At 50.1% G+C, this 18082-nt stretch carries 15 protein-coding genes, 4 tRNA genes and 1 pseudogene; 7 read left to right on the plus strand and 13 right to left on the minus strand.

Annotated elements, in window-relative coordinates:
• Position 1 precedes the first annotated feature (1 nt).
• The 13 genes from rpoB to B7982_RS07355 form a co-directional block, all read right to left on the minus strand.
• Entirely contained in the window at positions 2 to 4291 is a 4290-nt protein-coding gene (gene rpoB, locus B7982_RS07295) for a DNA-directed RNA polymerase subunit beta (RefSeq protein WP_088660180.1), read from the minus strand.
• A 105-nt stretch (positions 4292 to 4396) separates the two neighbouring features.
• Complete coding sequence (gene rplL / locus B7982_RS07300) at positions 4397 to 4771, minus strand: 50S ribosomal protein L7/L12 (RefSeq protein ID WP_015731969.1); 375 nt, start codon at positions 4769 to 4771, stop codon at positions 4397 to 4399.
• A 51-nt stretch (positions 4772 to 4822) separates the two neighbouring features.
• Entirely contained in the window at positions 4823 to 5356 is a 534-nt protein-coding gene (gene rplJ, locus B7982_RS07305; protein WP_014545988.1) for a 50S ribosomal protein L10, read from the minus strand.
• Positions 5357 to 5364: 8 nt separating this feature from the next.
• On the minus strand, positions 5365 to 6051 hold the full coding sequence (gene rplA, locus B7982_RS07310) for a 50S ribosomal protein L1 (protein ID WP_088660181.1): 687 nt from the start codon (positions 6049 to 6051) through the stop codon (positions 5365 to 5367).
• A 40-nt stretch (positions 6052 to 6091) separates the two neighbouring features.
• Positions 6092 to 6517, minus strand: coding sequence for a 50S ribosomal protein L11 (rplK, locus tag B7982_RS07315; RefSeq protein ID WP_014545990.1), 426 nt, complete (start codon positions 6515 to 6517; stop codon positions 6092 to 6094).
• Between the two features lie 32 nt (positions 6518 to 6549).
• The gene (gene nusG / locus B7982_RS07320; RefSeq protein WP_088640951.1) at positions 6550 to 7089 is read right to left on the minus strand and encodes a transcription termination/antitermination protein NusG; all 540 of its coding nucleotides are present in this window, start codon (positions 7087 to 7089) and stop codon (positions 6550 to 6552) included.
• A 3-nt stretch (positions 7090 to 7092) separates the two neighbouring features.
• Entirely contained in the window at positions 7093 to 7281 is a 189-nt protein-coding gene (secE, locus tag B7982_RS07325) for a preprotein translocase subunit SecE (RefSeq protein WP_088660182.1), read from the minus strand.
• 19 nt (positions 7282 to 7300) lie between these two features.
• Positions 7301 to 7373, minus strand: a tRNA-Trp gene (locus B7982_RS07330).
• Between the two features lie 12 nt (positions 7374 to 7385).
• Complete coding sequence (gene rpmG / locus B7982_RS07335) at positions 7386 to 7538, minus strand: 50S ribosomal protein L33 (protein WP_014545993.1); 153 nt, start codon at positions 7536 to 7538, stop codon at positions 7386 to 7388.
• A 12-nt stretch (positions 7539 to 7550) separates the two neighbouring features.
• Positions 7551 to 8735, minus strand: coding sequence for an elongation factor Tu (gene tuf, locus B7982_RS07340; RefSeq protein WP_074209359.1), 1185 nt, complete (start codon positions 8733 to 8735; stop codon positions 7551 to 7553).
• A gap of 23 nt (positions 8736 to 8758) precedes the next feature.
• Positions 8759 to 8830: transfer RNA gene (locus tag B7982_RS07345), tRNA-Thr, on the minus strand.
• 42 nt (positions 8831 to 8872) lie between these two features.
• Positions 8873 to 8955: transfer RNA gene (locus tag B7982_RS07350), tRNA-Tyr, on the minus strand.
• 9 nt (positions 8956 to 8964) lie between these two features.
• Positions 8965 to 9037, minus strand: a tRNA-Thr gene (locus B7982_RS07355).
• A gap of 359 nt (positions 9038 to 9396) precedes the next feature.
• Between B7982_RS07355 and B7982_RS07360 the strand changes: the two genes are divergently transcribed.
• The 7 genes and pseudogenes from B7982_RS07360 to ahcY all read left to right on the plus strand — a co-directional run bounded on the left by B7982_RS07360 (position 9397) and on the right by ahcY (position 18057).
• A complete protein-coding gene (locus tag B7982_RS07360; RefSeq protein WP_088630085.1) occupies positions 9397 to 9810 on the plus strand; it encodes a thioesterase family protein in 414 nt (137 codons plus the stop codon).
• A gap of 18 nt (positions 9811 to 9828) precedes the next feature.
• Entirely contained in the window at positions 9829 to 11124 is a 1296-nt protein-coding gene (locus B7982_RS07365) for a replication-associated recombination protein A (RefSeq protein ID WP_088660183.1), read from the plus strand.
• Between the two features lie 73 nt (positions 11125 to 11197).
• Positions 11198 to 12904 (plus strand): DUF4153 domain-containing protein, encoded by a 1707-nt coding sequence (locus B7982_RS07370; RefSeq protein WP_158212981.1) that lies wholly within the window; start codon positions 11198 to 11200, stop codon positions 12902 to 12904.
• Positions 12905 to 12907: 3 nt separating this feature from the next.
• On the plus strand, positions 12908 to 14653 hold the full coding sequence (locus tag B7982_RS07375; protein WP_088660185.1) for a DUF4153 domain-containing protein: 1746 nt from the start codon (positions 12908 to 12910) through the stop codon (positions 14651 to 14653).
• Positions 14654 to 15142: 489 nt separating this feature from the next.
• A pseudogene (locus tag B7982_RS15065) lies at positions 15143 to 15772 on the plus strand (DUF4153 domain-containing protein); the annotation flags it as partial.
• Between the two features lie 36 nt (positions 15773 to 15808).
• Positions 15809 to 16429 carry a hypothetical protein gene (locus B7982_RS15070; RefSeq protein ID WP_233138443.1) on the plus strand — a complete coding sequence of 207 codons (621 nt, stop codon included), beginning with the start codon at positions 15809 to 15811 and terminating at the stop codon, positions 16427 to 16429.
• A gap of 167 nt (positions 16430 to 16596) precedes the next feature.
• Positions 16597 to 18057, plus strand: coding sequence for an adenosylhomocysteinase (ahcY, locus tag B7982_RS07385; protein WP_088660314.1), 1461 nt, complete (start codon positions 16597 to 16599; stop codon positions 18055 to 18057).
• Positions 18058 to 18082 lie beyond the last annotated feature (25 nt).

The raw sequence follows: 18082 nt of genomic DNA on the forward strand, positions 1-18082 counted from the left end.
ATTACTTGTCTCCAGTGGTCTCGATATCAAGACCCAAAGAATGAACTTCGCGAATCATAACATTGAAGGATTCAGGGATACCCGGCTTCGGAGTATTCTGACCCTTGACAATGGCGTCATAGACCTTGGAACGGCCCTGCACATCGTCAGACTTGACGGTGAGGAGTTCCTGCAACGTATAAGCGGCGCCGTAAGCTTCCATAGCCCACACTTCCATTTCACCGAAGCGCTGACCACCGAACTGGCTCTTACCGCCAAGCGGCTGCTGCGTCACGAGAGCGTAGCTACCGATAGAACGTGCGTGAATCTTGTCGTCGACCAAGTGACCGAGCTTGAGGTAGTACATGTAACCGATGGTCACCGGGTTCAGGAGGGCTTCACCGGTCTTGCCGTCGTAAAGCTTGGCCTTACCGATAATCTTGTTGTTATCCGGATCCATTTCGTAGTTCACGATCGGGTTCTTCTGGTAAGCCTTTTCGAGTTCCTTGCAGATATCTTCGAACTTGGCACCGTCGAACACAGGAGTCGTCACCTTGAAGCCGAGAGTCTTTGCAGCCCAGCCCAAGTGAACTTCAAGCACCTGACCGATGTTCATACGAGAAGGCACGCCCAGCGGGTTCAGAAGAATCTGGAGCGGACGACCGTCTTCAGTGAACGGCATGTCTTCGACCGGAACGATTCTCGAGACGACACCCTTGTTACCGTGGCGACCTGCCATCTTGTCACCGATAGAGAGGCAACGCTTCTTTGCGATGTACACCTTGACGCTCTTGAGAACGCCCGGCTTGAGTTCGTCACCCTTCGTGACCTTGTCGATTTCCTTTTCCATCGTGCGGGTAAGGGTATCGAGGTTGTCGCGAGCGACGAGAACGAGAGAGAGCACCTTGTCCTGGAGGTCATCGTCATCCACAACGAATGTGGAGAGCGGAGAGACCTTCGTCACGTCGATGAATCTGAGGTTCTGTTCGTTATAAGTCTGACCTTCGCGGATCAAAAGTTCGTGAGTTTCGTTGTCCATCACCTTGCCAGCAGACTTGCCTGCGAGGAGGTCGAACAAGTGTTCACGGCATGCATCCTTGATGCGGTCGATTTGGCTCTGGAAATTCTGACGAATTTCTTCGATCGTTTCCTGATCCTTTTCCTTGCTCTTCTTGTCGGCCTTGTCCTTCTTGCTGAAGATACGGGTTTCGAGCACGACGCCCTTCATTCCCGGAGGAGCCTTGAGGGAAGAGTCACGCACATCGCCGGCCTTTTCGCCGAAGATGGCACGGAGCAAACGTTCTTCCGGAGTGAGTTCGGTTTCGCCCTTCGGGGTAACCTTACCGACGAGGATATCGTCCGGACCGACTTCAGCACCGACGCGGATCACGCCGTTTTCGTCGAGGTTACGGAGAGCGTCTTCACCGACGTTCGGAATTTCACGAGTCAATTCTTCCGGACCGCGCTTGGTGTCGCGGACTTCCATTTCGTATTCTTCGATATGGATAGAAGTGAACGTGTCCTTGATGGCAAGTTCTTCGGAGATAATGACAGCGTCTTCGTAGTTATAACCATTCCACGGGAGGAAGCCGATGAGGATGTTCTTACCGAGAGCGAGTTCGCCGTGGTCAGTAGAAACACCGTCAGCCAACACGTCACCGACCTTCACAAAGTCACCAACGTTCACAATCGGCTTCTGGTTGATGCAGGAATCCTGGTTAGAACGTTCAAACTTGCGGAGTTTGTATTCGTCAATCGGATCCTTGCCGAGGAATTCATAGTTTTCGCCAAGGCCAGTGAGCGGTTCAAATACGCCGTTCACCATCTTGCCGCGCTGCACAGTGATGTTGCGAGCGTCAACGAACGTGACCTTACCATCGTGCTTTGCACGGACAACCGTACCCGAGTCAAGAGCGGCACGGCGTTCGAGGCCAGTACCCACGACCGGAGCTTCGGCGCGGAGCAGAGGCACAGCCTGGCGCTGCATGTTAGAACCCATCAATGCACGGTTAGCGTCATCGTGTTCGAGGAACGGGATAAGACCAGCAGCCACAGACACAATCTGCATCGGGGCCACGTCCATGAGGTCGATACGTTCAGTTTCGGTGTCGCCGATGGCGATGGAATCCTGCTTCATCAAGTGCGGGTATTCGCTCTTGTCGCGGACGATGACGTAGCCGTCCATGTCGCCCTTGAAGCGGTTGTTTTCGTCAAGTTCGGTAGAAGCCGGAGCGACCTTGAAGGAGTCTTCTTCGTCTGCAGTGAGGTAGCTGATGTAGTCGGAAACGATCTGTTCCACGACGTCGCCCACCTGCACGTAGTCCGGAGTGCCGTCGAAATCGTCGAGGGCAAAGCCGTTCTTGCTGTAAGAAACGTTACCGTCGGCATCCTTGAGCTGGAACACCTTGTTCACGAAGCCTTCGAACAATTCGCGCTGGCGGTTGTCGAGGTTCAAGCGGACAGTGTCGATTTCCTTCTGGGTGAGTTCAAGTTCCACGAAGAGGTGCGGGTCATGAACGAAACCCTTGAAGATGCCGAAATGCCACTTTTCTTCCGGGAAGTAGCACTTGTTGCCCTGAGCGTCCTTGAATTCAACGAGACCCACAATACGGTACGGGGTTTCGATGAAGCCGAAGTGGTTCACCACGGCGTAAGATGCGAGGGAGTTGATAAGACCGATGTTCGGACCTTCCGGAGTTTCGATCGGGCAGAGACGGCCATAGTGCGTGTAGTGAACGTCACGGACTTCGAAGCCTGCACGTTCACGGGTAAGACCACCAGGACCAAGAGCGGAGAGACGACGCTTGTGAGTAAGTTCAGAAAGCGGGTTCATCTGGTCCATGAACTGGGACAACTGGCTCTGGCCAAAGAATGCCTGGACGACAGTAGAGACCATGCGAGTATTCACGAGTTCGCGCGGAGTCGTCTGTTCTTCTTCGGAATGGAGAGAAAGGTTTTCGCGGATGACGCGAGACATACGGGAGAGGCCGACGGAAATCTGACCGGCAAGGAGTTCGCCCACGGAACGTGTACGACGGTTGCCCAAGTGGTCGATATCGTCAAGAGTGTAGCCTTCATCGCCGTTGAAGAGGCCGACCATGTATTCGATGATAGCGAGGAAGTCAGTCTTGCTCATCGTCATCTGGGTCACAGACGGCATCTTGAATTCGTTCACGCGGTCGAAGCGTTCAGCAACTTCCTTAACCTTGGCAAGAATAGCAGCGGTGTAAACCTTTGCGTTCAAGCGGTAACGACCGACTTCGCCAAGATCGTACTTGTGCGGGTCGTTGAGGAAGAGTTCGTCAAAGTAGCGTTCGGCGGTCTGGAGGTTCGGAGCTTCTTCCTGCTGCTGGTGGGTCACGGAGTAGACAGCCTTGAGGGCGTCTTCGCGGGACTTCGTCTTGTCGGCAGCGAGCGTGTAGTGGATGAGGAGGTTGTCTTCTTCCTTGGAAAGCACGGTGATCTTTTCGACACTGCTTTCGCGGAGGCGTTCGAGCTTCTTGTCGTCGATGACAGTGTTAGCTTCGAGGATGATTTCACCCGTTTCTTCGTCAACGACATCATTGAAGATGATGCGGTTGATGAGGGTGCAGACACCTTCCTTGTCAAAGTCATTGAATGCGGCATCGTCGAGAACGATTTCGTCGGTCTTCTTGTAGAAGAGGTTCAGGATGTCCTGAGTCGTTTCGAAGCCGATGCAGCGAAGCATGGCGGTAGCGGCGATCTTCTTCTTGCGGTCGATGATGAGGTAAAGGATGTCGCCTTCGGTGTTGAATTCAACCCATGCGCCGCGATGCGGAATAATACGGCTCTTGTAGTCGGAGCGGCCGTTGGGTTGCATTTCTTCGTCAAAGCTCACACCAGGAGAACGGTGCAACTGCGAAACGACGACGCGTTCGGCGCCGTTAATGATAAACGTTCCGTTCTCGGTCATGATAGGAAGTTCGCAAACCAAGACATCGTTCTTGATTTCTTCCTTGAGCTTGCTTTCTTCTCCGTCCTTTTCAAACACCTGGAGGGAGAGAGTTGCAAAAAGTTCCATGGAATACGTGAGACCGCGCTCACGGCATTCGGGGATGCTGTATTTCGGGATGCCGAAATAATATCCTTCATACTTCAAGGAATACAGATCCTTGTCATCGGTGATCGGGAAGATATCGCGGAACACGCGTTCAAGCCCGACGTTCATCCTTTTTTCTTGCGGAATGTCCTTTTGAAGGAATTGCTCGTACGAAGCCTTCTGGACTTCGATCAGGTACGGGAGTTCCAGGTGGAACTTGTTGGAGGAATAAGACTTTCGCTCCGTCGTCATTAGAAATACCTCATCCGGTGAAGAGCCTAATAATAGTCAAAAAACACCAAAAGCCCGCACTGTTGTGCAGGCAATTGGTAAGGAAGAATTAATGCAGCAAAAGCATTACTTAAGGGTAACCTTTGCTCCGAGTTCTTCGAGTTTCTTCTTGAGAGCTTCGGCGTCAGCCTTCGGTGCAGCTTCCTTGATGACGCTGTTGGCAGTTTCGACGACCTTCTTGGCTTCAGCGAGGCCGAGACCCGTGATAGCGCGAACTTCCTTGAGGATAGCCATCTTCTTGGCCGGATCGATTTCGGCGAGGATGACGTCGAATTCGGTCTTTTCTTCAGCAGGAGCTGCAGCAGCTGCAGCCATAACTACAGCGCCACCGGCAGCGGCTTCGATGCCGTGGGTTTCTTTAAGGTAGTCAGCCAAAGCCTTGGCTTCGAGAAGGGTAAGACCAACGATTTGATCGCCCAATGCCTTGATATCAGTTGCCATGATGTGTTTCTCCGATTATTCCGTTTAAAATTTTTGGTTTGTGGTTTGTTGTTAAGCTTCCGCTGCAGCAGGGGCTGCTTCGGAACCCGATTCTTTTTCCAGTTTTTCCTGGAGGGTCTTGAGCTGACCGGCGATCGTGGAGCCAGGTCCGAGAGCGATAGAGACGATCATTGCGATCATGCCCTTACGATCCGGAATCTTGGAGAGGTTCACGACTTCGGAGCCCGGCATTGCCTTGCCATCAAGGTAAATGCTCTTGGCAACCAAGAAATCAGGGTTTGCTTTGTGGAATGCTTCAATTTCGCGAGCCGGCAGGAGCGGGTCTTCTTCGAAACCGACCATCACAGACGTTGCGCCAGTGAGGGAGTCGTTGAGACCTTCAACCTTGAGTGCTTCGAGAACGCGCTTGAGAAGAGTGTTCTTCACAGCGTGGTACTTGACACCCTTAGCAGCGAGGGCCTTGCGGAGGGCATTGTCCTTATCGACAGTGATGCCCTGGAAATTGAGCAGATAGACGGCGGTAGCGCCCTTGAAGGACTCGACGAGCGCGTCCACGGTCTGTTGTTTTTTAACTACAGCTTTCATGGTTTCTCCTAGCGCGTCAGTGCCATATCAAGTTTGATGCCCGGGGCCATCGTAGCCGTCAATGTGAGGCTCTTGATGTAAGTGCCCTTAGAAGATTGAGGCTTGTTCTTCACAACAGAGTCGATAACAGACTTCGCGTTTTCAACGAGCTGATCGGCAGTGAAGGAAAGCTTGCCAACCGGAGCGTGGACGTTAGCGCCCTTGTCAACGCGGTAGGAAATCTTACCGGCCTTGAGTTCCTTGACGGTCTGAGCGACGTTAACAGTCACCGTACCAGCCTTGGGGCTCGGCATCATACCACGAGGACCGAGGACACGTGCGACCTTACTAATCACCGGCATCATGTCGGGAGTAGCAACGACGGCGTCGAAGTCCAGCCAGCCTTCCTGAATCTTCTGAACCAAGTCGGCACCACCAGCGTAGTCAGCACCTGCGGCTTTGGCAACTTCAAGGTTGTTGTCCTTGCAGAACACCAAGACGCGGACCTGACGACCGGTACCATGCGGAAGCACGACAGTGCCACGAACCACTTGGTCGGAATGTTTTGGGTCCACACCGAGATTGAAGTGTACTTCGACCGTCTGGTCGAACTTCAATTCGGACTTTTTGAGTATTTCGATTGCTTCCTTCAAATCGTACGCCTTGGTGCGATCGAAAGATTCAGCAATCTTTTTGTATTTTTTTCCTCTGAACATGAAATTTTCCTGTCAGATACGTAACGGTGAATTACCTGCCTCAGTCAACCACTTCAATACCCATGGAACGAGCAGTGCCCGCAACCATGCGCTTGGCGGCTTCGAGGTCGATTGTGTTTAGATCCGGCATCTTCTTTTGGGCGATTTCCGTGATCTGGGCTTGAGTGATCTTGCCAACTTTCTTACGGTTGGGTTCACCAGAGCCGCTCTGCACGCCAGTAGCCTTCTTGATGAGGGCCGGAACCGGCGAGACCTTCGTGATGAAGGTGAAGCTCTTGTCAGCGTAGACCGTGATGACGACCGGCACAATCATGCCCTTGTCATTCTGAGTCTTAGCGTTAAACTGTTTGCAGAACTCCATGATGTTCACGCCCTTCTGACCAAGGGCAGGACCTACCGGCGGAGCTGGGTTAGCTGCGCCACCGGGAATCTGGAGCTTAATATAACCTGTGATTTTCTTTGCCACTGTATTATCTCCGTTTCAAAGACCGTAATCAATTATGCGTCGGCGGATTCAACCTGGTTAAAGGCGAGTTCGACTGGCGTAGAACGACCAAAAACGGAAACCATGACCTTGATCTTGGCTTCCATAATTTCGTCTACGACGCCCACAAAGCCCTTGAACGGACCTTCCTTGATGCAGACATTTTCGCCAATTGTATACGGAATTTGGATCTCGCCTTCGATGGAGTTTTCAGGATCAACACCCAGAAGACGATCGACCTCGCTCTGACGAAGCGGAATAGGTACTCGAGAAGCGCGAGTCATTCCGCCGAAATGGGTGACACCATTGATGGTGGACACCAGGTGCTGGGTGAGCTCGTCCAGCTCCATTTCAATAATGATATATGCAGGAAACAAATTTTGGACGCTAACACGACGCTTACCGCGAACGTTGGAAACAACTTCGCGGATAGGTACGAGTATACGTCCAAACTTATCTTGAACGCCTTCGCGTTCAATCATTTGCTCAAGGCGTTTCTTGATATTGTTTTCTTGTCCGGTAAAGGTGTGGACTGCATACCATTGCATGGACATACATTAACCTCTACCCATAATAAGATTTACAATCAAAGAGAGAACAAAATCAAGTCCTGCAATATAGAATCCCATGATAACGCTGAAAAGCATTACAACAAGAGTAGAACCCTTCAGTTCTTCCCAGGTGGGCCAAGTAACCTGTTTCAGTTCTTGGACAGATTCTGATACATATTGCTGAACCTTACGCATTTTTTCTCCGGGAAGTGAGCAGGTCGAGAGGGACTCGAACCCCCAACCAACGGTTTTGGAGACCGTGACTCTACCAATTGAGCTATCGACCTATTCGGACTTCCTTACTTGGATTCCTTGTGAACAGTATGCTTGCGGCAGAAGCGGCAGTACTTCTTGTATTCCACGCGGGAAGGATGAAGACGCTTGTTCTTGTCGCAATCATAGTTGCGCTGATTGCATTCTGTGCATTCAAGCACGATGAGTTCTCTAGGCATTTTTTATCCTGATTACTTGATGATTTCGGTTACAGAACCTGCACCAACCGTGCGGCCACCTTCACGGATAGCGAAGCGGAGCTGCTTTTCCATAGCGATCGGAGCGATGAGGTTCACGTGGATCGTGACCGTGTCACCCGGAGTAACCATTTCGACACCTTCCGGGAGCTGGATCGTACCAGTAACGTCGGTGGTGCGGAAGTAGAACTGCGGACGGTAGCCATTCATGAACGGCGTGTGACGGCCACCTTCGTCCTTCGTGAGAACGTAGATTTCAGCCTTAAATTCGGTGTGCGGAGTGACAGACTTCGGAGCTGCGAGCACCATGCCACGGACGATGTCCTTCTTTTCAGCGCCACGGAGGAGGAGGCCAACGTTGTCACCGGCCTGAGCGTCATCGAGGAGCTTACGGAACATTTCAACACCGGTAATGACGTATTCGGTGGTTTCACCGAGACCGATACGTTCAACCTTGTCGTTGAGGCGAACGACACCGCGTTCGATACGGCCAGTAGCGACAGTGCCGCGGCCAGTAATCGTGAACACGTCTTCGATCGGCATGAGGAACGGCTTGTCGGTATCGCGCTGCGGGAGCGGGATGTAGGTGTCGCAAGCGTCCATGAGTTCCATGATCTTGTCCTGGTATTCCGGATCGCCTTCGAGAGCCTTGAGTGCGGAACCACGGATGATCGGGGTGTTGTCACCGTCATAGTCATACTTGGAGAGGAGTTCGCGAACTTCCATTTCGACGAGGTCGAGAATTTCAGCATCGTCAACCATGTCGCACTTGTTCATGAACACGACGATCTTCGGCACGCCAACCTGGTGAGCGAGAAGGATGTGTTCGCGAGTCTGCGGCATCGGGCCGTCAGTAGCAGCAACGACGAGGATAGCGCCGTCCATCTGAGCAGCACCAGTCACCATGTTCTTCACATAGTCAGCATGCCCCGGGCAGTCAACGTGTGCGTAGTGACGGTTAGCGGTGGTGTATTCGACGTGAGAAGTATTGATCGTGATACCACGAGCCTTTTCTTCCGGAGCGTTGTCGATTTCATCGAAACGCTTTGCAGCGGCGAGACCCTTAGCAGCGAGAGTCGTGCAGATTGCTGCAGTAAGAGTGGTTTTACCGTGGTCAACGTGACCGATGGTGCCGATGTTGCAATGCGGCTTACTTCTGTCAAAATGTTCTTTTGCCATTATTCTATCTCCATTTTAGTGAGAGCCCAGATCGGGAGTCGGACCCGAGACCTCTTCCTTACCAAGGAAGTGCTCTACCACTGAGCTACCTGGGCATAAGCCCTACGATGCCTTAGACACCGTAGGGCTGATTGTCGTGGGCCGTCGTGGTTTCGAACCACGGTAGGCGTAAGCCAACGGATTTACAGTCCGTCCCCTTTAACCACTCGGGCAACGACCCATTATGTAAAGCCAAAGATAGGAATCGAACCTACGACCGGCTGATTACAAATCAGCTGCTCTACCAGCTGAGCTACTTTGGCGCTTCTCGCCTCAGTTCACTTGAGGAACTAAAGCGTGGCAAATTTAATAAGATTTACCTGGTCTTGTCAACAAGAATTGCGTTTTTTCTTGAAAAAAAATGAAATTTTTCAAAATACACGTAAACAAACTAGCGTAAAGAGTGTTAGTTGAGTGTTGATAGATTTTTAAGTGAAAAAATGAGCACTAATTTTTGGAAATTTTTCTATATTTGTCTCGTAAATTACACTAACACAAGGAGATGCCCGCCAATTGCAAGTAATGAAAAATAATGGATCCCCTCCCTCACGGTCGAGGATGACGGGCGGGCTTGATTTCTAATTTGTTGTCTGAACTTAATCCACCCTCTATATAATTACACATGGAAAACAACTTTTCTTTCAAGACCCGCATTCAAGTCCGCTATGCAGAAACAGACGCCATGGGCGTCGTGCACCACGCCACCTACCCCATCTGGTTTGAACAGGCCCGCGTGGACTTTTTCCGCGCTGTAGGCGCCCCCTACGACGAAGTGGAACGCGAAGGGTTCGCAAGCCCGGTTCTCGAACTCAACGTGCAGTACAAGCGCCCGTGCCGTTTTGGCGACTTTGTCGATGTTGAAACAAAGCTCGTACACGATGGACGCTGCAAGTACAAGTTCCTCTACCAGGTGACCTTGAACGGCGAACTCTGCACAACCGGTTATTCCGTACACGTATTCACGAAAGGCGGAGTCCCGACACGCGAAAAGCCTGAATGCATCAAGAAAGTCGAAGACAAGATTTTTAGCGATTAATTTTTATATAGTATAACCATGGACGCCCCTTTAGCAGAACGCCTACGCCCGCAAAACCTGGACGAGTTTCTCGGACAGAACAAGATTCTTGGACAGCAGAGTCTGTTGCGCAAGAGTCTTGAAAACGACTCCATCCCCAGCATGATTTTCTGGGGACCTCCGGGTTGCGGAAAGACGAGCCTCGCCCACGTGATCCGCCAGCATACCAAGAAGCGCTTTGTCGCGCTCTCGGCAGTTGCAAGCGGTGTGAAGGAAGTCAAGGAAGTTCTCGCGGACGCTCGCCAGATGAAGAAGGCGTTCATGGACACAATCCTCTTCATCGACGAAATCCACCGCTTTAACAAAGGGCAGCAGGACGCGCTCCTCGGCGCCGTGGAAGACGGCACGGTAACGCTTATTGGCGCGACTACGGAAAACCCGGGTTTCGAGGTGAACGGGGCTTTGCTCAGCCGTTGCCAGCTGATCCTTTTTGCTCCATTAAGCAAAGAAGATTTGCGCACTTTGATTTTTAGCGCATTGCGAGATCACCCGCGCGGCCTCCAGCTCAAGGATGTTGAAGTTGAAGACGCCGTTGTCGACAAACTCATTGCACAGTCCGAAGGCGATGCAAGATTTTTGCTGAACCAGCTCGAATGGATTGGCAAAAACCTCGGCGACAACAAGAAGATCGACGAGAAACTGCTCGAAGAATTCCAGTACAAAAAACCTCTGCGTTACGACAAGAGCGGCGAAGAGCATTACAACCTCATTTCGGCATTGCACAAGTCCGTACGCGGTTCCGACCCGGATGCGGCACTTTACTGGCTCCACAGAATGTTGCAGGGTGGCGAAGACCCGCGATTCATTTTGCGCCGCCTGATGCGCATGAGCATGGAAGATGTAGGCCTTGCAGACCCGAATGCGCTACTGCTTGCAACAAGCGCTCGCGAAGCATACGATTTTATGGGAATCCCAGAAGGTTTGATTGCACTCGACGAGCTCGCGATTTACTTGGCGCTTGCGCCCAAGAGCAACAGCGTTGAACTTGCGGGAATGAAGGCCGATTCCATCGTGAAGCAGACCGGCACGCTCCCCGTGCCGCGTGCCTACCGCAATTCAGTGACACGCGTCGGGAAGCAACTCGGCTACGGAAACGGCTACGAGTACGATCACGACAGTCCGGGCGGCTACTCTGCGCAGGAGCACTTGCCCACGCAACTTGTCGGGACGACGATTTATGAACCCAAGCCTTACGGACGCGAAAAGGCGCTCGGTGAAAAACTCGCGCAGTTGAAGCAACTTAAAAAGGAACGCAACGAGCGAGAAGGTAAGTAAGGGAGATGCCCGCGCGGTGGCGGGCATGACAACGTTCGCGAGAATCGCGGGCATGACAAGAGGAGGGAAGGAAATGGACTTAACAGCAATCAAGAAATACCCGAGTCAAATCTCGACGGCGTTCAAGCGGTTCCCGCTTGCAGCGGCGTTTGCCATTTTCGCGACCATCGCTTTCATTTACGTTTATGAAGGCAACCATGAGCTAACCGATAGCAAATTACTTTATTGGCTGTCTATTTATCCAACTGCAGCCACGATGATAGCCCTCACGATTTCGCTGGTCCAGGAATCCCGAAAAAAATTCAGCGTCATCCCCCATGCCGTCGCCGAGGCCGTATGGTTAGCCATTTCCATCGCACTAGTCTTTTACCATTTTTCGGCCAACAATGATACCGAACGCACTTATGTCTTGGCTACATGGCTATTTATTTACACTACATCGTTCTTGAGCATTTTCGTAGCGCCATTCTTCAAGCAAAAAGACGAAAACGGATTCTGGATATTCCTGATGAAGAACGCCAAAGCCGCTGTCGTCGCCACCGCCATTTCAGCGGTCCTGCTCGCCGCAATTGATGGACTCCTATTCGGATTTTTTAACCTGTTCGACATCAAGGCGTCTGTAAGACCTTTTGTCTATTCGGCGACTATCAGTTCATGCACCATATTCCCCATCTTGTTCTTCTCCGGCATCCCTTCCATTGACGAGAGCCTGCAAGAAACACCCGCATTGAACAAATTCCAGACCAGCACAAACAAATTCATCTTTTTACCTGTCGTCTCACTCTATATTTTACTTCTTTACGCCTACATCGCAAAAATCATCATCCAATGGGAAATGCCCAAAGGAATGGTCTCCTATCTCGTTTCGGCATCCATGTTACTCATGCTTCTGCGAGTCACTCAGATGCTCCCCGAACGCATCAACCCCAAGCCATCTTTCGAAAAGAAACTCCTGAAAATTCTCCCCGCCGCCTGCATCCCCCTCGTCATTTTGATGTCCGTCGGCATTATACGCAGAATCTCCGATTACGGGATTTCAGAAGGCCGCTATTACATCACGGCAATCAACATCTTCTATTACATCATTATTGCCATTTTGCTCATAGACAAAATCAAGTGCAAATCCAGGTACATTGCCATCGTTTTTTGCAGCATGTTCTTTATCGCCACAAACGGCCCGCTGAGCGCCATTAATGTCACGCACCGCGTATGGATAAATAGCATCAAGACCGCTCTCGTCGAAGAAGGCTACAACAAATTTCCGCTAAACGACGAGGACTCCAGAGAATTTATCAACCGATTAGAGGCCAAGAACAACATCCCTCACATAAAAATGGTCCTTTCGCGAATACAAACACTCAATATAAGAGGTGACAAGGAACTCGCCCAATACGTAGATCATGGCATTGTAATATTACATATTGACAGTCCGCATCACACAAAAAAGCAAGCCTCAGTCCTCAAAGCAGCTATTCGTGAGCCCAAAGACAACTATTTCGACATTCCTCAAAACGTATCCAAAGTCTCTTACTTTTACAAGACCTTCCGTCAAGAGGATTACGAATTCCAGGGCGACACGCTCTTTTTCCAGCTCAAGCCCAAAAACCTCGACAAGACTTTGAAGTTTTTCGTAACAAAAGAAGCACTGGAGCAAAAAAACGTGCGATTCCTTGAAACCGAAGGGGCTAAAATCGGAGTCGAAAAATTAGACGTCAATATCATAAAAGACGACAAAAAAGAGAGCTATTTCAACATCCACGGATTCCTCTTCCTGGAGTAAATTATGGACTTTGCAAAAATCAAGAAATACCCGAACCAAATTTCGACGGCGTTCAAGCGATTCCCGCTTGCATCATTATTTGCCGTATTCTCGACCATCGCATTCTTAATTGTTTGTGAAAGCTTTAACATTCCCAGCGAACAATCCGCCAGATTCATACTCTGGCTTGCGATTTATCCCATCGCAGCTATGTTCATCGCCCTCGACACTTCACTCGTTCAAGAAGCCCTAAAAAACAGGAACCCCAAAATCCAAGTCATCACAGGCATCGCATGGTTTGTCATTTCATGGTTGATAGTCCTCTATCCAAACACATTAAACGATTACGAAATGAGCCAGACCATAGGAGCGCTCGTTTTCATACACACGACAATCTTTTTGGGCCTATTCGTCGCACCATTCTTTAAACAAAAAAACGAAAACGCCTTTTGGGTCCACCTGACGAAAACAGTTAAATCTCTCGTCGTCGCCACAATCGTTGCAGGGCTTCTACTTCTTGCAATGGAACTCCTCTTTCTAGGATTCTTCGGCCTATTTGGTTTTACAGACCCTTCCGAAAGACCTTTCTTATACATATTCATTTTCTGTACGAGCACCGTACTTCCGCTCTTGTTCTTTTCGACACTCCCAACCATCGACGAATGCCTGGAGACAACACCCACGTCAAGCAAATTCGTCACAAGCATTTGCCAATTTTTATTCATCCCGGTACTCGCCGTTTCCATAGCGCTCTTTTACTGCTACATCCTCAAATTTTTCATCATACAGGACATTCCGTACGAAGTCATCATTTGGCTCGTCGTCACCTTCATGGTTTTCATGCTGGCGTTAAACATCGTCATGTACCCGTCTCGCCTGAATTCCAATCCGACTCTTGAAAAGAAAGTCCTCGAAATTTTCCCCATCGCCATATCCCCTCTCGTCCTCTTGATGACCTTATCCATATTCCAGTTGATGTCCGACGAAATAGACGAATTGATCATCTACCTTATCGCGACCAACATTTTTTTCTACATCGCCATCGCCATACTGCTCATCAAAAAAATCGAGTGCAAGTCCAAATACATGGCCATCGCCTTTTGCGCCATACTCCTCATCGTCTGCGTAGGGCCACTAAGCGCACCGAATAGCATCAATTACGTTTGGCAAAATAAAATCAAAAACGAACTTACCAAACAAGGCTACACCGAATTTCCGCTGAACGAAGCAAGCACCGAAAAATTCATACAGATGCTCAGGAACAACAACGATTCCGATTCAAGAAAAATCCTTTCGTATATACTCTCGACAAGTAATTCTGAAAACGCAAGCGTTTCCAAATATTTTTCTACAGACCGATCTCTAGAGGACATCGACCGACTCGTCCGAGATGCCATGAAAAAGAGTGCAAGCGAAGACACCACCGAAATATTCGATTCCTTCGAAGCAGGCATCAGCAACGTCAACCAGAATGCGCTTAAGATTCCCCAAGGCGTAAAACAAGCATTCTTCATAAATCTTGATTTCGATAACGACGATTTCCAATACCGTGGCGACACGCTCTCGTTCTTAATCACTATTACAGATGACCAAGACACTTCAAAGCATTCCACTTACGATTTCCGCATCACCAAGCAAGAACTTGAGATAGATTCCTTAAACACCATCGAAACGGACAGCGCTATAATAGGGATTAGGGAATTGCATACGGAGCAATGGTCCAAAACCGGACAATCGCTCAGAATCGACGGGTTACTGTTTATAAAGTAAATATCTATATTAAAAAAACAAATGTTGAAATTACTCAAAGAATACCCAAGCTTGATTTTGGCCGCGTTCAAGCGGTTCCCGCTCGCCATTGCATTTGCGTTCTTGTCGTCAATTGCGTTCTGCTACTTATTTACAATCAGAGACTATAATTTAGTTTCTATTCGCGATCATTTATTCCCATTCTGGGCCACATTTTATCCTGTCGCAGCCATGCTCATCGCCCTCACGACATCGCTCATTCAGGAGTCGCGAAAAAGCACTCGCAAAACGCCGCAAATTCTTACAAGCGTGAGCTGGCTTGTCATTTCATTTACACTCAGTATTCTTTACGTCTCTACTGATAATTTTGGCGACAAACAATCCATAGGCCATACAATCATATACATTTACTGCATTATTGGATTAGCCGCGTGTTTCGGCCCGTTTTGGAATCAAAAAAACGACAACGCATTATGGTTTTTCCATAACAAGATATGCGCCCCAGTCCTCATGTCTTTTTGGGTTACAGTTTTATTTATCATTGTAACATTTGCACTCTTAGTTGCAATTATCGCATTATCTAATGGAAGCAGAGACCCCGGCTTAAGCGCACTGGCGTTAACATTCTTTTTTTCTGTCTTCACAATATTTCCCGTCCTGTGCATGGCGGGCATTCCGTCCATTGACAAATGCATCGAAGAAAATCCGACTTTAAAAAACTTTACAACCACCATAAAATTGAAGATAAAATCAAGGCAATTCAGCTTTTCTTTTGACGGCATCAAACACATATTTTTACCACTTTACGCCATTTATATCGTCGTCGTCCATATTTATGACATCACAGCCCTGCAACAATGGAATCTCCCAACAGGAACAATCTTTTCCCTGGCATACGTAGCCTTAATTTGCGTGCTCATCATCCAAAACGAATATTATCCAGCAATTATAAAACCCGAACATTCTTCTGAAAAGACAATCGCCAGAGTTCTCTCCTACACTTGCATTTTCCCCTTTGTCACAGCAACAATTGCAATTATCCAAAGAATTTCGGAATACGGCATTACACCTAGCCGTTTTAACGCATTAGCATTTTGCATTTTCTCATGCATAGTCGTTATACTTGACTGCATTACCAAAACCATTCCATCTAAATATGTAGCCATCATTCTCTGCGTGATAGCTACAGTATCCTTGATTGGCCCTTTCAGCGAAACAAATATCATCCGCAACGCGTGGCTCAAAAACATCGAGAAAACGCTCGTAAACGAAGGATACAACAAATACCCGCTCAGCGAAAAAGAAGCAAAGAATTTTTTCTCGAACCTCTGGGAAAAGGACGGACACACGGCAAGCATCATCGCCTACCAAGTGAAGAAACTCCATTACAGATCTATCGAAAAACTTTATCAGTATTTTCCCAAGGAAAGTGATCTGGTGGATATTTCCAAAAAGTACCGTTCCATTAGCAGGACTGTTGAAAACGACAAACTCCACACGATGCCCGAAAATTTCAGCAAATTCGCATACGTGGATTACACGTTCAAACACGAAGACCTCATAACGCGAAACGACACGCTATTTTTCGATTATCCGCTCAAGGACATTGACTCGACAAGCAGCAAGGTTTTCAGTTTCTACGTACCAAAGCAAAACTGGCTTGATAAGGACATAAAGGTCCTCGAAACCGAGGGCGCCCGATTCGAAGTAGAATTCATCAAGTTCGCCCAATGGGAAAACGAAAAGCACCAACGCGAAAGGGGCTTGCGCCTCCGCGGGATGCTGTTCATGGAGTAAATCTTGTCATCCTCGACCAACGGGAGGGGATCCATACGACTCGGATTAAATTTTAGGCTTGACCACATTTATGCATATAACTATATTTACGCATAAATAAGAAATGCGCGGTTTGCAGCTATTACGAGATGGTCGCTAAAACCGTGCCGCAAAACAAAGGATTCTTTATGGAATACAAAATTAAGGATATCAACCTTGCGATCGAAGGCCGCAAGGAACTCGACCTCGCCGAAACTGAAATGCCGGGCCTCATGGCTCTCCGCAAGGAATATGCAGGCAAGAAGCCGCTCGCAGGCGCCCGCATCATGGGTAGCCTCCACATGACGGTGCAGACCGCCATCCTCATCGAAACGCTCGTGGACCTCGGCGCAGACGTGCGCTGGGTCTCCTGCAACATTTTCAGTACGCAGGACAACGCCGCAGCCGCCGTCGTGGTTGGCAAGAACGGCAGCGTGAGCAATCCGCAGGGCGTGCCTGTTTTCGCATGGAAGGGTGAATCCTTGGAAGAATACTGGGAAAACACCGCCCGCGCACTCGTATGGCCGGACGGCAAGACCGCAGACCTCATCGTCGATGACGGTGGCGACGCCACCATGCTCGTGACCTGCGGTGCAGAATTCGAAGACGCCGGCAAGGTGCCCGATTTCAACCCGGAAACCGACAGCGAAGAATGGGGCGTGTTCCTCGCCACCTGCCGCAAGATTTTCGAAAAGGATCCGAAGCAGTGGACCCGCGCCCGCGAAGCATTGAAGGGCGTTTCCGAAGAAACCACCACCGGCGTGCATCGCTTGTACCAGATGGCTCAGGCCAAGCGCCTCAAGTTCCCGGCCATCAACGTGAACGATTCCGTGACCAAGTCCAAGTTCGACAACCTCTACGGCTGCCGCCACTCCCTCATCGACGGCATCAACCGCGCCACCGACGTGATGATGGCAGGCAAGATTGCAGTCGTGTGCGGCTACGGCGACGTGGGTAAGGGCTGTGCACAGTCACTGCGCGGTCAAGGCGCCCGCGTGATCATCACCGAAATCGACCCGATTTGCGCACTCCAGGCTGTGATGGAAGGCTACGAAGTCAAGACCCTCGACGAAGTCGTTAGCTACGCCGACATCTTCGTGACCACCACCGGCAACACCGGCATCATCTCTGCCGCCCAGATGGAAAAAATGAAGAACCGCGCTATCGTCGGTAACATCGGTCACTTCGACAACGAAATTGACATGGCTGGCCTCAAGAAGATTCCGGGCATCAAGAGGAACGAAATCAAGCCGCAGTACGACGAATGGATTTTCGCCGACGGTCACAGCATCCTCGTGCTTGCCGAAGGCCGCCTCCTCAACCTCGGCTGCGCTACCGGTCACCCGAGCTTCGTGATGAGCGCAAGCTTCACGAACCAGACCATCGCACAGATCGACCTCTGGCTCAACGCCCAGGGCAAGGACACTGTCGCCGGCATCAAGTACGAAAGCGGCGTCGTCTATACGCTCCCGAAGATCCTCGACGAAAAGGTCGCACGCCTCCACCTCGAAAAGCTCGGCGTTCACCTCACCCGCCTCACGCAGGCCCAGGCCGACTACATCGGCGTGCCTGTTGAAGGCCCGTACAAGGCTGATCACTACCGCTACTAGTCGAGAGGTCGCCAGCTTCGCTGGC

This window comes from Fibrobacter sp. UWB2 (assembly GCF_002210425.1).
Classification (GTDB): Bacteria; Fibrobacterota; Fibrobacteria; order Fibrobacterales; family Fibrobacteraceae; genus Fibrobacter; species Fibrobacter elongatus.

Coding starts and splice junctions, on each gene's coding strand:
- rpoB (WP_088660180.1), bottom strand. CDS start 4,291: ATGACGACGGAGCGAAAGTCTTATTCCTCCAACAAGTTCCACCTGGAA.
- rplL (WP_015731969.1), bottom strand. CDS start 4,771: ATGGCAACTGATATCAAGGCATTGGGCGATCAAATCGTTGGTCTTACC.
- rplJ (WP_014545988.1), bottom strand. CDS start 5,356: ATGAAAGCTGTAGTTAAAAAACAACAGACCGTGGACGCGCTCGTCGAG.
- rplA (WP_088660181.1), bottom strand. CDS start 6,051: ATGTTCAGAGGAAAAAAATACAAAAAGATTGCTGAATCTTTCGATCGC.
- nusG (WP_088640951.1), bottom strand. CDS start 7,089: ATGTCCATGCAATGGTATGCAGTCCACACCTTTACCGGACAAGAAAAC.
- secE (WP_088660182.1), bottom strand. CDS start 7,281: ATGCGTAAGGTTCAGCAATATGTATCAGAATCTGTCCAAGAACTGAAA.
- rpmG (WP_014545993.1), bottom strand. CDS start 7,538: ATGCCTAGAGAACTCATCGTGCTTGAATGCACAGAATGCAATCAGCGC.
- tuf (WP_074209359.1), bottom strand. CDS start 8,735: ATGGCAAAAGAACATTTTGACAGAAGTAAGCCGCATTGCAACATCGGC.
- B7982_RS07360 (WP_088630085.1), top strand. CDS start 9,397: ATGGAAAACAACTTTTCTTTCAAGACCCGCATTCAAGTCCGCTATGCA.
- B7982_RS07365 (WP_088660183.1), top strand. CDS start 9,829: ATGGACGCCCCTTTAGCAGAACGCCTACGCCCGCAAAACCTGGACGAG.
- B7982_RS07370 (WP_158212981.1), top strand. CDS start 11,198: ATGGACTTAACAGCAATCAAGAAATACCCGAGTCAAATCTCGACGGCG.
- B7982_RS07375 (WP_088660185.1), top strand. CDS start 12,908: ATGGACTTTGCAAAAATCAAGAAATACCCGAACCAAATTTCGACGGCG.
- ahcY (WP_088660314.1), top strand. CDS start 16,597: ATGGAATACAAAATTAAGGATATCAACCTTGCGATCGAAGGCCGCAAG.